This window comes from Bordetella tumbae, assembly GCF_054780995.1.
Window position 1 is genome coordinate 336,058 of sequence record NZ_BAAGVG010000023.1, and the last position, 16,566, is coordinate 352,623.

At 59.7% G+C, this 16,566-nt stretch carries 15 protein-coding genes; all 15 read right to left on the minus strand.

Annotated elements, in window-relative coordinates; translation table 11 throughout:
- Positions 1–678, minus strand: coding sequence for an HAD family hydrolase (locus ACYVI2_RS23960; protein WP_415816948.1), 678 nt, complete (start codon positions 676–678; stop codon positions 1–3).
- Positions 679–824: 146 nt separating this feature from the next.
- Positions 825–1,376 carry a ferritin-like domain-containing protein gene (locus tag ACYVI2_RS23965; RefSeq protein ID WP_415816950.1) on the minus strand — a complete coding sequence of 184 codons (552 nt, stop codon included), beginning with the start codon at positions 1,374–1,376 and terminating at the stop codon, positions 825–827.
- 329 nt (positions 1,377–1,705) lie between these two features.
- Positions 1,706–2,701 carry a UDP-glucuronic acid decarboxylase family protein gene (locus tag ACYVI2_RS23970; RefSeq protein ID WP_415816952.1) on the minus strand — a complete coding sequence of 332 codons (996 nt, stop codon included), beginning with the start codon at positions 2,699–2,701 and terminating at the stop codon, positions 1,706–1,708.
- A complete protein-coding gene (locus tag ACYVI2_RS23975) occupies positions 2,698–3,669 on the minus strand; it encodes a glycosyltransferase (protein WP_415816954.1) in 972 nt (323 codons plus the stop codon). Before ACYVI2_RS23975 ends, ACYVI2_RS23970 begins: the two co-directional genes overlap by 4 nt.
- Positions 3,666–4,739 carry a glycosyltransferase family 9 protein gene (locus tag ACYVI2_RS23980; RefSeq protein ID WP_415816956.1) on the minus strand — a complete coding sequence of 358 codons (1,074 nt, stop codon included), beginning with the start codon at positions 4,737–4,739 and terminating at the stop codon, positions 3,666–3,668. Before ACYVI2_RS23980 ends, ACYVI2_RS23975 begins: the two co-directional genes overlap by 4 nt.
- Positions 4,736–5,728 carry a glycosyltransferase family 2 protein gene (locus ACYVI2_RS23985; protein WP_415816958.1) on the minus strand — a complete coding sequence of 331 codons (993 nt, stop codon included), beginning with the start codon at positions 5,726–5,728 and terminating at the stop codon, positions 4,736–4,738. The genes ACYVI2_RS23980 and ACYVI2_RS23985 overlap by 4 nt, the downstream gene beginning before the upstream one ends.
- Positions 5,725–7,464, minus strand: a complete 1,740-nt coding sequence (locus ACYVI2_RS23990; RefSeq protein ID WP_415816960.1) for a carbamoyltransferase family protein — start codon at positions 7,462–7,464, stop codon at positions 5,725–5,727. Before ACYVI2_RS23990 ends, ACYVI2_RS23985 begins: the two co-directional genes overlap by 4 nt.
- The gene (locus tag ACYVI2_RS23995; RefSeq protein WP_415816962.1) at positions 7,452–8,567 is read right to left on the minus strand and encodes a glycosyltransferase family 9 protein; all 1,116 of its coding nucleotides are present in this window, start codon (positions 8,565–8,567) and stop codon (positions 7,452–7,454) included. The genes ACYVI2_RS23990 and ACYVI2_RS23995 overlap by 13 nt, the downstream gene beginning before the upstream one ends.
- Positions 8,568–8,569: 2 nt before the next feature.
- Entirely contained in the window at positions 8,570–9,160 is a 591-nt protein-coding gene (locus ACYVI2_RS24000) for a D-glycero-alpha-D-manno-heptose-1,7-bisphosphate 7-phosphatase (RefSeq protein ID WP_415816964.1), read from the minus strand.
- Entirely contained in the window at positions 9,151–9,879 is a 729-nt protein-coding gene (locus ACYVI2_RS24005; RefSeq protein WP_415817141.1) for an SDR family oxidoreductase, read from the minus strand. Before ACYVI2_RS24005 ends, ACYVI2_RS24000 begins: the two co-directional genes overlap by 10 nt.
- A gap of 11 nt (positions 9,880–9,890) precedes the next feature.
- Entirely contained in the window at positions 9,891–11,162 is a 1,272-nt protein-coding gene (locus ACYVI2_RS24010) for a glycosyltransferase family 4 protein (RefSeq protein ID WP_415816966.1), read from the minus strand.
- Positions 11,163–11,369: 207 nt separating this feature from the next.
- Entirely contained in the window at positions 11,370–14,102 is a 2,733-nt protein-coding gene (locus ACYVI2_RS24015; RefSeq protein WP_415816968.1) for an ATP-binding cassette domain-containing protein, read from the minus strand.
- A complete protein-coding gene (locus tag ACYVI2_RS24020) occupies positions 14,099–15,022 on the minus strand; it encodes a glycosyltransferase family 2 protein (protein ID WP_415816970.1) in 924 nt (307 codons plus the stop codon). Before ACYVI2_RS24020 ends, ACYVI2_RS24015 begins: the two co-directional genes overlap by 4 nt.
- Positions 15,019–15,705 carry a PIG-L deacetylase family protein gene (locus tag ACYVI2_RS24025; RefSeq protein ID WP_415816972.1) on the minus strand — a complete coding sequence of 229 codons (687 nt, stop codon included), beginning with the start codon at positions 15,703–15,705 and terminating at the stop codon, positions 15,019–15,021. Before ACYVI2_RS24025 ends, ACYVI2_RS24020 begins: the two co-directional genes overlap by 4 nt.
- 41 nt (positions 15,706–15,746) lie before the next feature.
- A complete protein-coding gene (locus tag ACYVI2_RS24030) occupies positions 15,747–16,307 on the minus strand; it encodes a DUF4142 domain-containing protein (protein ID WP_415816974.1) in 561 nt (186 codons plus the stop codon).
- Positions 16,308–16,566 lie beyond the last annotated feature (259 nt).

The following is a 16,566-nucleotide window of genomic DNA, read 5'->3' on the forward strand; positions in this document are numbered from 1 at the left end:
CTAGGCCTGTTCCGGCACCCCGAGCAGTTCGGCGTAATCGTCAAAAGCCAGAGCCTGTGGATACTCATGTACCAGCTCGCCGCCATACCCCGAGCGGAACCACAAGAACGGCACCCCTGCGTTGTTCGCGCTCATCGCGTCCACGTGAGTGTCACCCACATACGCACCCTGCGCAGGAGCGACACCCATGGCCTCGAAGGCCTTCAGCAATGGCTCAGCGTCCGGCTTGGGACGGCTGACCGAGTCACTGCCCAGTACTACCGAGAAATACGGCGTCAGGCCTTTTTGTTCCAATGCTTTCAAGGCCGAAGCGTGCAGTTTATTGGTGCATATGGCCAGTTTCACGCCGCGCGATTGGCAATCCTCCAGGAAATCGATCACCCCCGGATACGGTTGCGAATTGCGGTGAGCCAAGTAGGCGTAGTGCTTGGTATAGGCCTTTATCACCGCATCCAACTCGGACAACGGCACGTTCCTGTCCTGCATGACGGCCACCAGCACTGCGGGAAACGCCCCATGCAGATTCGGCATGAGGTAATCCTCTGGCAGCTCGCCGTGGCCACAATCGCGTAGTGCCACGCTGACGGATGCGCGGATGTCGTGCATCGTGTCGAGCAATGTGCCGTCCAGGTCGAAAGCGATGGCTTTGCAGTCAGCGAGCAAAAAAGGTGCGGTCATGGCGGGATATTCAGGCAAATGAAAGTTAAACGTGTAGGCCGATTGAAACACGTCTACAAGACGAGCGCATTGCACGGGCGTAACCCGCGATGAGGTGTCATGCCGGCTCGTGAGGCTGAGGACCAGGGCAGGCGCCCTTCCCAGCGCTATTTTTCGCCCAACTGCTGCGCCAGCTCGTGGACTTGCGCGGCCTCCATGGCCATGATGTCCTCGAGCAGATGGCGCGTGACGGGATCTTTTTCACCCAGGTAATCGACCATCTCGCGATAACCCGCGACCGCTATCCGTTCGGTAGCCAGGTTCTCGTTGAGCATGTCGGTCAGGGTAACGCCCTCTACATACTCGGATTGGCTGACATGGATCAGATGCTCGGTCGAGGCGAGCGATCCGCCGTCCAACTGTGCGATACGTTGCAGCAAGCGCTGGGCATGGTTGTGGGCATCTGCTGCATGGCGTTCCAGTTCCTCTGCGACCGCGGGCGCGTCCAGGCCGCGAGCCAACACCGCCTGACTCTGGCAACGCTGCGCGCACATGACTTCCATGGACAAGGCCTCGTTCAACATCCGCAGCGCCACTGCCCGGTCCGCAGAGGACAGCTCCTCGGCGGCAGGACTGACGGCGCACAATGCGGCATCACGGGGCGAAACAACGTCCGGTGACGCAAGGTTCGACTGCTGAACTAGGATGGAATGATCCATTTTTTCTCCTGAGTCAGACTGGCGGATAAGCGCCCTGCCCAACCATAGGCGCAGGGGATACCCATAATCCAACTGACGCAGGCAGTGTATCGAGGCACGAGCCCGTATTCTGTATCGAAACCCTGTTGCGTTGCAACAAATATCTAGCGGAACCCTTCGGTTCGTTACATGCTCGCCCAATACATGTCTTTCCCGGCTCCTATATCCGTGAGGCGCCTTTACCTATCCCGGCGGATTCTCGGCGACGCATCTCGTCACATAGCCATCCGGAATGAATAAAAATGGAATAACCATATCCACAGCCCTCCCCTCCGGCTGAACACGCCCAGTCAGGCGCTGGCCAAAGAACTGCTGCATACCGGCTCTTTTTGAGATTCAGCCAAAAAATAGGCCACCGTGCGAGCGATGCCGTCGGCAGGGCTTACCTTGGGATGCCATCCCAGACAGTGTTGGGCCAGCGAAATGTCGGGACACCGATGGGCCGGATCATCGACTGGCAGATCCTGATGCGCAAGCGGCACTTGTGCCCCTGTTGACGCCAGCACGAGATCCGCAATGTCCAGCATCGAGAGCTCCACGGGGTTGCCCAGGTTGACGGGTTGCGAGATCTCTGCCGGGCTCTCCATCAGACGCACCAGGCCATCAATCAAATCATCGACATAACAGAGCGATCGCGTCTGGGTACCATCCCCGTAGATAGTCAGCGGCTTGCCCGCCAATGCCTGGCTAATGAAATTGGAGACCACCCGGCCATCATTCGGCGACATCTTTGGGCCATAGGTATTAAAGATCCGCGCGATCCTGATCTCTACGCCCTCTCGGTGTTCATATTCCATAAACAGCGTTTCGGCGCAGCGTTTCCCTTCGTCGTAGCACGCCCGTGGACCAACCGGGTTCACATGCCCCCAATAGCCCTCGCGCTGTGGATGTTGCAAGGGATCGCCATACACCTCGCTCGTAGAGGCTTGCAAAACCCTTGCACCAGTACGGCGTCCGAGTTCCAGCAACTGCATGGCTCCCAGCAGGCATGTTCGCAGCGTTCTTAACGGATCAGCCTGATACTGCGCCGGCGAAGCCGGACACGCCAGGTTATAAATGCGTGTCACACCCAGATCGCCCAAGGGTTCGACCACATCGTGACGCAGCACAGTAAACCGGGGATGATCGGCCAGCGCCGCCAGATTGCTGGCACGTCCCGTCTGGAAGTTGTCCACGCATATGACTTCCCATCCATCCACCAGCAGCCGCGTGCATAGATGAGAGCCCAAAAAGCCTGCACCGCCTGCCACCAAAGCGCGACCCGTTTCTGCTATATCGTTTTTCATCGGTGCTCCGTCACTGTATCGAATACGTTGAGCCATTCGGCGATATAGCGCTCCATGCCAAACCGCTGCAGCGCTTTTTCCCGTGCTGCCCTGCCCCATGTGCGGGCCAATTCAGGGTCGACGATCAGCTCGCGCGCCACCTCAATCAATCGTTCCAGCCGCGTATCGACATAGCCTTCTTTTCCGTTGGTGATCACCGTGGGCAGCTCCGTCGTGGCATACCCCACGACGGGAAGGCCGCACAGCATCGCCTCGACGAGCGACAAGCCGAGACTGGCGTAACGGATCGGGCTGAAGAAATAACGATAGCGAGCCATGTGGGCTGCGACTTCGAGATTGGGAATCTCACCCAGACCACCCAATGCCTCGGCGTCCATGCCGATCAATTCCAAAGGGGTATGCAAACGCATATGCTCGAAAATATCCCGCCCTATACGCCGGCCACGACGAGCCAGATGATTGACGACGACGATTCCTCGCGCCAGGCTGCCGTCGTACGCGACCTGAGGATCAGGTACCGCGTGTTCCACGATCCTGACAGGCATGCCGCCACTGTTCCACATCACTGCATTGAAAGGCGTGACGTGGACCGTCAGGCCCCGTGGGTGGCGAAACGGATGCTGCGTATCCGTAGGATGCGGCTCCGGGGGATTGTGTTCCAGATAGATGCTGGGTAGCGCGCGCTGTTGATCGGTCAGCAAAAGGCGCGCGTCTTCGATATTCTGCCGGGACTGATACAGGATGCAGTCGAACTGCAAGTGCCGCAACTGCTCCGCCGGCACCTGGGTGAGATTACTGCCCCATGGGATCCGATTGCCCAGCGCACCATAGCCCGGCATGGCGTGATCCAGGCCCGGCACCACGAAATCATGAGGGACATGATGCAACGCGTAGAGATAATTGCCATGGACATGCCAGGTCAAAATACGCAAACGGCGCGAGGGCTCGCGAGGGGGAACTGTCATCATGCTGTCACCTTCTCGCCCGCATAGAGCTGACCCCTCGCCGCCGCCAACACTTCGGGCACGGTCACCTGTAGCGCACAAGGGTGTCCAATCGGACACACGGGGTGCGCGCAAGGACGGCATGGCACCTCTGCGGACAGCACACGATGCCGCTTGCGGTTCAGCGGCGCCCAGCGGCGTGTGTCGCTGCCGCAGGCCACCACGACGCTGGCAGCCTGCATCGCGGCTGCGATATGGGATATCCCCGTATCGTTGCAAACCAGCAAGCGACTCACCCGCACCAGCGCCGCCAGACTGCCCAAGTTGGTCTGGCCCGATAGGTCTGCCAGCGGGATCTGAGCCAGCCGCTGCAGCTCAGCAGTCATTGCGCGTTCGCCGGAGGTGCCGGTCAATGCGACCTGCCAACCATCCTGATGCAGACCCCTTGCGATGTCTGCGAAACGCGCTAATGGCCAGCGGCGCGACGCAAGGCGAGCCCCCACATGGATGAGCACGAGCTTGCGAGGATCCAGATTCCATTGACGTATCAGGTGCGTCGCGTCCCGTTCGTCCGCGTGGGAACATGGGAACTCCAGATGCTCATCGTGTACGTTTTCCAGGCCGGCAAAACGCAGCAGCGCGAGATATCGCAGGACCTCAGGCAGATGGTCCGGCCAGACCAAGCGTGCGCCGGGCACTTGTTCATCGCTAGCCGGCACAAAGCCAACCCACTGCCGCGCGCCGAATTGACGCACTACCTCGTTGGACTGACGCCCGCTGCCATGCAGCTGCAATGCGACATCGGGTTGCCAGGATCGTATGCGTTCAAAGAACGCAGGCAACACCGCCTCGTCAGGCGGTTGCTCTGGAAAGGCCGGGTTTCCAGGGAATGGCGTCAATTCATCCACATAGGCATGGAATCTGTCGACGAACTCACGCGCGCCGGGCAATCCTGCCAAGACAATCTGCGCACGGGGAAAGGCTTGCCGCAACGCCCTGAATGCAGGGACGGCGCACAACATATCACCCAGTTGCAGCGCACGGAATACGATGATGCGATGCGGAGGATGCAGGGGATCCAGTACTGCCGTCATACCGCCGCCCTCTGGAATCGAACGAGGCCGACCACACGCCATAAAATGGACAGCAGCGGGATACATATTGAAGTAATCATCAAGTCCGCGACTGCCTGCAGCGAGCGGCGCGTGCCTCGGAGACGGCGCAGAAAGAATATGACGGTCAGCATCAACCATATCCCTGCGGCCACACCGGCCAGGGGATACTGCCCAGCGACGGCCAAGACGGCCGCCGCGAGAAACGACCCGGTCACGTACAAATAAAAGCTAGGCAGCCGATCGCGAATATGCTTGCGATAAAGAAACGGATATTTCCGCCGCAACAACATATCGAACATCACTTTTTTCTGCATTCCCAGGCCCGCCGCAAAGCGAAACGGCCTCACCGGATGCAATACGCGGGCCAAGGGCGCAGCCTGAACCGAGAATCCACGATCCAAGAGCGCAAAATGCAAATCGGAGTCCTCTCGCCAAGCCATGGTATAGCGTGTATCAAAGCCCCCGACCGTCTCTAATGCGGACCGTCGGACGAAGCAGTTGGCGGTAATAAAGGCCGAGCGGGTCAAGCCTGCCGCATCGCGTTCATAATCGCTCGGAGGATCGGGCAACGGCATTTCCGTAACACCGGTCACCGCCGCCACGCTCGCTGTCATTGCCTGTACGCCCTGCCCCAGCCAGTCCGGTGCCGGGATCGTGTCATCGTCGGTAAAGGCGATGATGCCGCCGCGCGCGTTGCGCCAGCCCATATTGCGGGCGGCGGCCGGGCCTTTCTCGCCCACCACGGCGAGATACCGTATCGCAGGTCTATCCTGTTGCGCACGTTGCCATTGACCGACCTGTCGACGCGTCGCATCACTACGCCCATCGTCGCAGACAATGATTTCATAACTATCGCGGGGAAAGTGCTGGCTGACCAACGCCCTCAGGCACCGTTCCAGCAGATCCGGACGGCGATACGTCGGCACGATCACCGACACCAGAATGGCAGGTCCAATCGTTGCGCTCATCGCGGTTTCTCAACCAGATAAGATCCAATCACCAGTGCATCCAGCGGCGACGTCCAGAAACACTCCAATGCGTCGCGCGGGCTGCACACCACAGGCTCACCCCGCGTATTGAACGAGGTATTCACCAGCACGGGCACACCGGTCCGCTTTTCGAACGCGGCCAACAGGTCGTAATAACGCGCGTTCTGGTCCCGCCGTACCGTTTGTACGCGTGCGGTTCCGTCGATATGCCTCACTGCGGGAATCTGTTTTGCGCGATGCGGCAATACGTCATAGACAAACAACATGAACGGCGCGCAGATCGACGCAGCACCACGGCCGTCGAACCATGCTGTGGCGCGATCCTCCATCACCACTGGCGCGACGGGTCTGAAGTCCTCCCGGTCTTTCAATCCGTTCAAGCGTGCTTGCATCGCGCTGTCCAATGGCGAGGCCAGAATCGATCTCGCGCCCAACGCGCGTGGACCGAATTCCATGCGCCCCTGAAACCATCCCAGTATTTTTTCCTGGGCCAGCAGTTCTGCGGCCTCCTCCGCCACATCGTCCAGCTTGCGAAACGCCAATCTCGACTGATAGAGGAACCGCTCGATTTCCTCGTCCGTATAGTCCGGGCCCAAGTAGGCATGTTCCATGGCCCATTCACGCGGACCGCCCCGGCGCTGATAATCGACATATAGCGCCGCGCCTAACGCCGTACCTGCGTCACCCGCCGCAGGCTGCACCCACACTTGTTCGAATTCGCCGTCCCGTGCGATACGCGCATTCATGACGCAGTTCAGTGCCACGCCACCCGCCATGCACAGCCGCGACGACCCGGTTTGCTTGCGCAGCCAGTGTGTCATGTGCAGTGCGGTTTCTTCCAGGACATACTGCAAGGAACTGGCAATGTCCTTGTGCCGTTCATCGAATGGCTCGCCGCGATGCCTGGCCGGGCCGAAGCGCTCAGTCAACTTCGCTGGATGCAAGGCATATCCGCCCTGATCCTCCAGACTCAGAATCTCGCGAAACTCCTTGCGATACGTCGGTTTTCCGAATGACGCCAACGCCATGACTTTGTATTCGTCAGAGGAATGCAGGAACCCCAGGTAACGGGTGACTTCCTCATACAGCAGGCCTAGCGAATGCGGCAGATCGATCTGTTTGATGCGGTGGTATTCGCCTCGTGAAAAATGGCCGAAACTCGTCGTCGTGCGTTCACCTCGGCCGTCCATGGTCAACACCGCAGCCTCGTCAAACGGCGCGGCCAGAAACGCACTCGCCTCGTGCGACAAGTGGTGATCCAGATTGACCCACCGGTCTTTAATGTGATCCAGTGTCAGGCCATCCAGCCGGGGCGACCTGAGATGATGCGGAACGCCATCCAGCAATTGCCGCGGCGCATTGACCAGATAAGACACAAACAAGGGATCCCACGGCGACTCGCCATCAGGTCCAAAACCGGCTTTCGATGGCTCCAGGGGCAGCACGATATTCGGTTCGGTGTTATCCGCCGACATCAACAGCTTTGGGTCGTAGGCATAGACGATATGATCGACCTGCCCCAGATGGGCGCCGGCTTGCGCCAGACAATAGTCGATCGCGTGATATGGCAATTGCCAGGCGGTAAACGGCACGGGGCGTTTGCCATGCTTTATCCGGGTAAAGCGCTCTTCTTCCGCGGCGGCCAACACCTGACCGTCTCGCACCAGTGCCGCGGCGCAATCGTGATAAGCGGCATTGATTCCTAAGGTAAGCATGAGACATCCTCCGCGTGACGTGAAACGACGCTGTCGTCGCGTCCATGCCCCAGCAATTCCCGTGCCGCGGCCGTGACACGGCGTGGATCTACGCCTGCGAGACAAGCATGATGGCCTTGCACACATACACTGCGATAACAGTATTTGCACGGCACATCGTGATAGACGACGCGAGCGGCGGTTTGCCACGGCGTGTGTTGTGGATTGGTCAGGGCGTAGAGGTCCACGATGGGAGTCTGCAAGGCGGCGGCAATATGCGCAGGGCCGCTGTTATTGCAGATCATGACGCCCGCGCCCTCCAGCGCAGCACCCAGTTCGCCCAGCGTCAATTGGCCGGACAGATCAATTAAACCGGGCAACAGCGCGCGATGATCGGCCAAGGCCCGCGCCAAGGCGGGATCTTCATGTCCACCCAGTAGGAGAATGCGGCGCCCTTCTCCTCGCAGCCCGACCAAGGCCTGGACCATCAATGCGGGCGGATAACGGCGCGAGGCAGCGGTGGCGCCCGCATGCACGCAAATCCAGCCCTCCGATTCGCTCACGCCCAGGTGCACGAGTTTGTGCTTGAGCGAAAGCCGATCGCCATCACGGACACGAAATGACAACCGAGTCTCTGCGCTATGCGCACCTACATGCGCGACGAGATCGAGCTGCCGTTGCACCTCATGACGGATGCCGCTTTGAGGTTCGGTATCATGTACCCAATCCGATAACAAGCGATACGGATTCTCGCGGCAGTGCGCCAGGACGCTCGGTATGCCGGCCAGATGGCACATCAGCGCTGCGGGCAAGGCACTCTGACTGAAAGAGGTAAAAATCACCGCGGCGTCGGGTCGCAACGCGCGCAGTCTGCCTATCATGTCAAGATCGTCGTCCCGGCCTGACGAGTCGTTCTTGACCCAAGCGGGATCATAGGCCAACACCGCGTCGATCTCAGGAATATGGGTCGCCACCCGGGCACCGGCAGCAGAAGCCAACAACGATAGGCGTGACGCACCAGACTCGCGCAACGCGCGCATCGCCGGGCTGCACATCAGGACATCGCCCATATTGTCCAGGCGTACACATAGGACATGCCGAGTCGCAGCCCAATCCCATGCCATGTTCAGCCTCCCTGTGCGGCGGCGTCATTTGCCATGGCATTCAACACCAGACGAGCGGCCTCATAGAGATCGGCGGCGCATCGATCAGGCTCGCGACCCGGCGTCATGCGCCATTCCGTTTCATGGCCCACGTCCAGCAGCACACTGCGGCACCCTGCCAGATGACCGGCCTGCACATCATCGAGAATGTCACCGATGAACCACGATGCCTCCAGATCCAGGCCAAGTTCCCGCGCGGCCCGTAACAGCAAGCCGGGCTGAGGCTTGCGGCAATCGCACTCGATGGCGAAGTCCGGCAGTATCCCCGACGGATCATGCGGGCACCAGTAAAAACCATCGAGCTGCGCACCCGCTGCACGGAACATCTCGGCCAACCTATCGCCCACCGCGGTCAGGGCATCGGGATGAAAGTATCCTCGAGCGATCCCTGCCTGATTGCTGATCACGACCAATGGCAGTTGAGCAGCCGCCAGGCACGACAACGCCTGAACGGCGCCCGGCGCATAGCTCATACGATCGGGATCGACGTTATAAGGCTCGTCGACAAGCACGGTGCCGTCTTTATCCAGGAATACCGCTGGCCTCAGGGCCATGATGTTTCCTTCATCGGCAACACCATCACTTCGGGCACGACGGTTTCTGGCGGCTGGGTCAAGATAAAGCGCACGGCGCGTGCGACGTTAGCGGGATCTTGCAAGGTGCCCACGTCGATGTCCGGAAATCGATCCAGCAGAAACGGCGTGCGCATGCCGCCGGCGATGACCGCGCTGACCTTCAGTCCCGCCCCGCGCAGCTCTGCATGCAAGGCATGCGACAGGCCCATCAAGCCCCATTTGCTGGCATGATAGGCGCTGGCATTCGGCCAGGCACGCCGGGCGGCCGTGGAGGCAATATTCACAATGTGCCCGCCGGGACTCAAACGATCCTTTCCCATTTTCGCCATCAGAAATGGACCCGTCAGATTGGTGCGCAGGACTCTTTCCCACACATCGGTATCCAGCGTGTCGATCGGCGCGGTCACGTCCACGCCAGCGCTGTTGACGATGGCGTCCAGCTTGCCGAACTGGCCGACCACGGTATCCAGCCCGTCGCGTACATCCACCACCACGCCGACATCCATGCCGCAGGCGATGGCCTGGGCCCCGGTTTCCTTCAACTGTCCGGCCAGCTTCATTGCGCGTTGTTCATCAATGTCTGCCACCGCAACACGGGCCCCCTCTGCCGCCAGCATCTGACACAACGCCGCGCCCAGGCCGCTGCCGCCGCCTGTCACCAGAATCGCCCGATCCTTCAATGTTTCGAATTCATGCATCATTCGCTCCTTTACGCCGCAATCTGAACGGCATGACGAGTCCGGCCGGCCCTGCCCGCTTCGAGGCGCTCATAGACCGACAGCAAATCCTGTCCCACGCGCTGCCATGTATAAAGCCGTCTTGCACGCAAGCGGCCTGCTTCGCCCATCCGCTCGCATAGCTCGGGATTCGAGGCCAGCTGCGCCAGACGCTCGGCGAGCTTGTCGGGATTTTTGGGTGGCACCAGGAATCCGGTTTTGCCATTCACGACGGTCGTGCGAATGCCCCCGGTGTCCGCACCAATCACAGGCCGGCCGCATGCCATTGCCTCGACGGGCGTGATACCAAACGGCTCATACCACGGTGTCGTCACAAAGACGTCGCTGGCACTGTAGTACGTTGCCAGCTGGTCGCGATCGCGACGGCCCGTAAATTGCACCGCGGGCGCGACGCCCTCTCGTTCTGCAATGCCGCGCAACCGTCCGATTTCAGGGGTGGCGGTTTCGCTTGCGTCTTCCGAGTTTCCGCCGACGACCAGCAGCCTGGCCTCGATACCGTAGCGGTGGCGTAATCGACCCAATGCTCGAATCACGTTGTCGACGCCTTTGCGCGGCACCATACGTCCCAGCTGCAGCAAGGTAAAAGTCTCGTCGTCCCAGCCGAGTGCGGCGCGCGCAGCGGCTTTGGATTGCGGCTTCATTTCCCCTGCATCGTAGCCGCAGGGCACGATGTCGATATGTGTCGGATCAGCCTCGTACAACTCCATCAGATCGCGCCGATCTTGCGGACATTCTGCAATGATGCAGTCGGCATGCCGTACGATTTCGTCTTCGATGTCGAACCGGCTATCTGGAAAACGGTCTGCTTCCTGCTGATAGCGCCGGCGCACTTTGCCTAGTGCATGAAAGGTCACCACCATCGGCACGCCATACCGTTGCGATACGGGTAATGCCGCCAACGCTGACATGAAAAAATTGGCATGAATGACATCGTAGCCGCGACGTTGCCGTGCGAAGTACCGTTGCAAAAAGGCGCTGAATTCGTCCATATACGGCAGCATTTGTTCCTTTGGCAGATAGCTCGCCGGCCCTGCCGGAACGTGCACGATATTCACACCGTCCATCCATTCCTGTTCTGGTGCCAACAGGGGGTCGTCCTTGCGCGTAAAAACATCCACTTGAATCCCTGCGCGCGCCAATTGACGGGCAACCTGCGCCACATAGATGTTCTGTCCGCCGCTATCGACGCCGCCAGCCAGCGCGAGCGGCGACGCATGCTCGCTGATGAGGGCAATCTTTCTCATAATGAAGCTCCGTTTTCTAGCCAGCGCTCGACGGGTGACGCACGCCGGTATCTTGTTATGAAGCAAGTGCTGTGCCGTAGAGGCGCACATACGGCGATGTATGCCGGTACAACAGGGAAATCGACGCGATGCGGCACTTCTTACCGGCAGGCGTAAGAAGTGCCGCGCAACGAAAAAAGCGTGGAAATTCCTGCGATTCAGGCGCAATCAGCTTTTTTCCTGATTGCCGCCGAAGCTGGCTGGCGCAGCAGGCAGCAAGGCTCCCACCGTCGCCAACAACTCCTGTGTATTGACCGGTTTGGCCAAGTGGATCTGGAACCCGGCCAGCAAGGTACGCAATCGGTATTCGGGCTCTGCAAAACCCGATAGCGCAATAGCGGGCAGGCGATGGGCGAGCGCAGCGCCTCGTTCAGCCTCCATAGCCCGCACCCGGGCGATGACTTCGTAGCCGTCTATCTCACCCAGGGAAAGATCACAGATCAATACGTCGGGCCATTGATCCGCGGACATGGCCTTGAACGCAGCCAATGCCTGTTCACCGTCAGCGTATTCGGTCACACGGGCGCCGTTGTCTTTGAGCACCTCGGCAATCATTTCGCGTGCCTCGTCCTGATCGTCCACCACCATGACCGACACATTCTGCACATCGGCACGCTGCGCATCCCGCCGTGTCACAGTGGGCTCGACGGCCCGAATCGGAAAGTCGGCCGAGAACGTCAGGCCGCCCACATCGGCTGCCGCACTATGAAAGACTCCGCCTTGCCGTTGGACCTGTGCAGCCAGCTGAGCCGGGTCCAACGCCGCCGCTCGACGCAACGCATCGGAACCATCCTGTCCCGTCGAGGACACGAGGTCCGAACGCCCATCGGTCACTGCCAGATGCGCCATGGGACCATTGCGTTGCAGCCTTATTTCGATGCGTCCGCCGGGTGGCGTAACCGCGATCGCATGCAAGCATAGATCCCATACTAACTGTTGCAAGGTACTGGGATCGCCGCTGATCCGCGCGGCCTCGTTGCCGATGAGGGTATACAGGTTTACCCCTCGCTCTAATGCGACCTCTCGTATTGCATCCAATACCCCTGCTACAACCGCTACCAGATTCACGGGCTGACGAGTCTGGCGGTCCTGGGCCTGTTCCAGTTCGGACTGCTGGCGCTGCAGCGTCCACATTTGCGCGTACATGCCCTGCTGCGCCAACAGGTCTTTATGCTGGCCTTGTTCGATAACGCGACCTCGATCCAGCACCACAATGTTGTCGGCATGCACGATCGTCGATAGGCGATGCGCGATGATCAGGGTGGTACGGCCGCGCGAGAGGCGTTCCAGCTCGGCCTGAATCGCACGCTCGGTACGCGTGTCCAGCGCCGATGTCGCCTCGTCGAAAACCATGATGGAGGGATTTTTGAGAATGGCTCTGGCGATGGCGATGCGTTGACGTTCGCCGCCGGACAGTTTGATGCCGCGTTCACCGACCGGGGTCTCATAGCCGCTGGGCAAGCTTTCGATGAACTCATGTACTCGCGCCCCACGTGCTGCCTGCACGATCTGATCGCGAGTCGCGCCGGGCTGACTGTAGGCGATGTTGTAGGCAATGGTCTCGTTAAACAACACGGTATCCTGCGGTACGATGCCCAGGGCTTTGCGAATACTGCGTACGTTGACCGTGCGCAGGTCCTGGCCGTTGACGCGCACGCTGCCGTCGCTGGGATCATAAAAACGGAATAACAGGCGCGCCAATGTCGATTTGCCTGAACCACTGCCGCCCACGACGGCCAGTGTCGTTCCCGCGCGAACCGTCAGATCGATGTCCCACAATATCTGGCGACCGGCTTCATAGCCGAAATTAATCTTCTCAAATCGGATTTCTCCCATACCGGGGTCCAAGTCCGGCAGTGTCGCGTCGTCGCCCGTTTCCGTGGGCTTGCGCAATAGGTCGCAGACTCGCTCCGCATTCACGAAAGCTTCTTTGGCTTGGCGAAAGACCAGGCCCAGCGTATTCAAGGGCAGGCAAATCTGGATGATGTATGCGTTGACCAATACCAGATCCCCGACTGTCATGCGCGTGTCTACCACCTGCTCGCCTGCCAGCAACATGACGGTCGCCACACCGCAGGCGATGATGGCGCTCTGCCCCACATGCAGCCGCGATAACGACGCTTGATTGCGTATCCCCACGTCGACCCATGATCCCAACACATGGCTCAGCCGCCGGGACTCCAGCCCTTCGTTCGCGTTGAGTTTGACGGCCTCGTAATTCAAAAGACTATCGACAATCCGGCCGCCGGCGCGTGAATCCAGATCATTCATTTGGCGTTGGTAGACCACCCGTTTACGCACCAGGATCACCGTATAAACAAAATAGGCCGTGAACGTGGCGGCCATGGCCAGGGCAAACCACGCGCTATAGCCCATGATCAGGATCAACACTACGGAGACCATTTCGACTAGCGTCGGCAACAGCGTAAAGAGCGCAGTCCCGAGCAGGAATCCGATACCGGCGGTGCCCCTTTCTACGTCGCGCGCGAGCTTGCCGGTCTGCCGCGTACCGTGAAATCGGGCCCCTAAACGCTGCAGGTGGTCAAAGACCCTCAACGTGAAATCGGCCACCGCCCGCTGCGCCACACGCACGAACACCACATCACGCAACTCGGTGAACAGGCTGCCGCCAAACCGGATCAGCGCATAGCCCAAGAGCAAAAACACCGGCAAAACCAGCAGTCCGGGTTCGCTCAGCCTATCCACGATGGACTTCAACAGAAACGGGACCAGCACCATCAGAAGTTTGGCGGCAACCAGCAGTGCGATCGCAGCCCCGGTTCTGCCCCGATGTTTCCACAACGCGCGCAAGATCGTGCGCGTGACCTCTTTACGCGCAAAGCTGTCGGCTGTGACGTCCTGGTCCAATATGCCTACGGATTCGTCTGCCTTGCCGTTCATAGGCTGGGCACCGTTCCTTTGAGCCCAGCGGCACGCGATCGCGATACTCGCTCGACCCTTGCACAAACAGAGTCACTGACGCAACGCCGATGACGCCATACCGCAAGAACCCCGCTCAACACATCCCCCGACAACTGCAGCCTGGCGAGCAGCGTGGGCGTGTTCTTGAGTTCCTCGATGCTGCTGCGCAGGGCCATTGGCACTGGCAATCGCAGCCATGCAGTCCAGATACTATTACGCGCCATCAAACGACGCCGCCGGCCGTTGTCGCGCAACGTGGATGGCCAATGATGCGTCACTACGCTCGGTGCATAGACGATGTGCTGACCCTTTTGCAGAATATCCAAAGCCAACAGTGCCTCTTCGCCGCCGATGAACAGGGGCGGCCAATAACCACCCGCGTCTCGGAATGACGCAGTACGCATGACACAGGCGCCTGCCATAAATCCGATCAGTTCCGGGCCAACATCGTCCACCTCAGCCAGGGGGCTGGCCGCCATGACATCGCAAGCGGGGTCGATCCGAGCCTCGTTGCCGACCAGGATCTGCGCATTAAGTACAGCGATGTGCGGGTGCGCATCCAGAATTCCCGCCGCGGTATCCAGCGCCGTCGGCGACCACGCGGTATCGTCGTCGCTAAAGGCAACGTAAGGCGTGCGGACGCATTGCACGCCCAGATTTCGGCCTGCCGCGCCTAGATTGGTCTGCGACACGATCAATTCGACATCGGGATATTCGTCGGCGATGCGCTGCGCGGTGCCGTCTGTACTCGCATTGTCCACCACAATGATGGGCGGCGGACCGGCTGCCGTGGATAGTCCTTTCAAACGCGCTAACGTTGCACACACTTCGTCCTGACGGTTATAGGTCAGCAAAACGATCGACACGCGCGGCGTGACAGACTGGTCAGAGGCAGTCATGGTCCGCCTTCCGATGGCGTCAATCGCCAATAGCCTTCGGGGCGAATCAGATCGTCCGGGCAAGCGCCAAATCCTCGCAACTGGCTGCCATATGCCCACACGGCGCGGGACTTCCGGTCGGAACGGCATGGCGTCGCCACCCGCGATGCCTCTATGCCGCGCTGCCGGATCACAGACAGCCGTTGCGGTACGGCATCGGGGCGCGCACGATAAGGCACATCTTCATATGCCATCCAGACCGCGGCTGGAAACAGGTACAGCAACGAGAGCAATATGTCCGACACACGGATGTGATCATCGTGGAACAAGCCCAACGGCATCACCACTTGACGCGGATGCAGACGCGCGAGTGCATTTTTCAGCGACTCGCGCAGTAGCGGAATAAAAGGCTGCCAGTTGTGCACGTATTGGCTATCCGGCAGGCCGAGCTCTACACCGTCGCTGCCCAATAGCCTCAGTGCCTCCCGGTTTTCCTCCAGACGCTCCGTCAACGCCGCCCGTGCAGTCGGAAATCCGCAGCGCTGATCCCACGAGGTCAAGCGCGCGGGATTCTCCGGCAGTCCTGTGCACACCGTGATGACCGTACTCAGGCGGCTGCGGGCCAGGAGATCTCCGCAACTGAATACTCCATCGTCCAGATGCGGAGACACCACGACGAGTGCGTTCTTTTCACGCGTCAGCATGCTTTTCTACCATCATGACGGGGCAACCGGAGGCATGTTGCCTACTGCTTTGCCGGTGCGATGGTCTGCTGCAGCTTGCGGGCATCCTCGAGATGATGCTTCAGGCTGGGCAGTGTTTCTATAGCAAACTGTTTGACATCGGGGTCCTGGGCCTCGGTGGACGCTTTCTCAAACAGTTTGACGGCGTCCTCGTGTGCCGAAACACCGATCTCTTTTACATAGGCTTCGTCAAAACTGTCGTCACGTACATCCAGCGCCTTGAGCCTGGCCTTTTGCATCAAGGAGGGATCACTCGGGATCTCATATCCCTTGCTCTTGGCCAACTCCGCCAATTTCTGGGCGACCTTGGTATGGTCGTCGATCATCTTTTGCGCAAAGGCCTTGACGTCGGCGTGACGCCCCTTTTTCAGCGCGAGTTTGCTGGCCTGGATTTCCAATGCGCCAGCGTGGGCGGCATCATTCATAAATTGCCGATCGGTACTGTCCAATTTGGTAACGGGCTGGCTAGGCTGCGGCGTGGTGGGCGCCTGCGCGCCGCTGACACCAATCATGCCCAAGGTCAGTACGACCGCCAGACCACTGTGTACAAAGCGATTCATCATGCTTATCTCCTGATGTGCGCGGCACATATTCCGCTGCGGCGCCGCGAGAGCGTGGCGCCTGTATGTCCATCAGCAAGTCGCATGCCGCATGCGCCCCTATCCCGGGGCGGCAATCACGCGTTTTCAAACCCTTCTTGAATCGGACCGGACGGTACGCCGGATATTCGGTTTTGCCGCCGTCGGACCGGCAGAAAAAAATGGCAATGTGTTGTTTTAATGAAGTTTTTGCTAATATCGCAACACTTTTTGTTTCTTTTGA

What these genes read in the sequence shown, in the direction of transcription:
- ACYVI2_RS23960 (WP_415816948.1), bottom strand. Translation starts at nt 678, where the DNA reads ATGACCGCACCTTTTTTGCTCGCTGACTGCAAAGCCATCGCTTTCGAC.
- ACYVI2_RS23965 (WP_415816950.1), bottom strand. Translation starts at nt 1,376, where the DNA reads ATGGATCATTCCATCCTAGTTCAGCAGTCGAACCTTGCGTCACCGGAC.
- ACYVI2_RS23970 (WP_415816952.1), bottom strand. Translation starts at nt 2,701, where the DNA reads ATGAAAAACGATATAGCAGAAACGGGTCGCGCTTTGGTGGCAGGCGGT.
- ACYVI2_RS23975 (WP_415816954.1), bottom strand. Translation starts at nt 3,669, where the DNA reads ATGATGACAGTTCCCCCTCGCGAGCCCTCGCGCCGTTTGCGTATTTTG.
- ACYVI2_RS23980 (WP_415816956.1), bottom strand. Translation starts at nt 4,739, where the DNA reads ATGACGGCAGTACTGGATCCCCTGCATCCTCCGCATCGCATCATCGTA.
- ACYVI2_RS23985 (WP_415816958.1), bottom strand. Translation starts at nt 5,728, where the DNA reads ATGAGCGCAACGATTGGACCTGCCATTCTGGTGTCGGTGATCGTGCCG.
- ACYVI2_RS23990 (WP_415816960.1), bottom strand. Translation starts at nt 7,464, where the DNA reads ATGCTTACCTTAGGAATCAATGCCGCTTATCACGATTGCGCCGCGGCA.
- ACYVI2_RS23995 (WP_415816962.1), bottom strand. Translation starts at nt 8,567, where the DNA reads ATGGCATGGGATTGGGCTGCGACTCGGCATGTCCTATGTGTACGCCTG.
- ACYVI2_RS24000 (WP_415816964.1), bottom strand. Translation starts at nt 9,160, where the DNA reads ATGGCCCTGAGGCCAGCGGTATTCCTGGATAAAGACGGCACCGTGCTT.
- ACYVI2_RS24005 (WP_415817141.1), bottom strand. Translation starts at nt 9,879, where the DNA reads ATGCATGAATTCGAAACATTGAAGGATCGGGCGATTCTGGTGACAGGC.
- ACYVI2_RS24010 (WP_415816966.1), bottom strand. Translation starts at nt 11,162, where the DNA reads ATGAGAAAGATTGCCCTCATCAGCGAGCATGCGTCGCCGCTCGCGCTG.
- ACYVI2_RS24015 (WP_415816968.1), bottom strand. Translation starts at nt 14,102, where the DNA reads ATGAACGGCAAGGCAGACGAATCCGTAGGCATATTGGACCAGGACGTC.
- ACYVI2_RS24020 (WP_415816970.1), bottom strand. Translation starts at nt 15,022, where the DNA reads ATGACTGCCTCTGACCAGTCTGTCACGCCGCGCGTGTCGATCGTTTTG.
- ACYVI2_RS24025 (WP_415816972.1), bottom strand. Translation starts at nt 15,705, where the DNA reads ATGCTGACGCGTGAAAAGAACGCACTCGTCGTGGTGTCTCCGCATCTG.
- ACYVI2_RS24030 (WP_415816974.1), bottom strand. Translation starts at nt 16,307, where the DNA reads ATGATGAATCGCTTTGTACACAGTGGTCTGGCGGTCGTACTGACCTTG.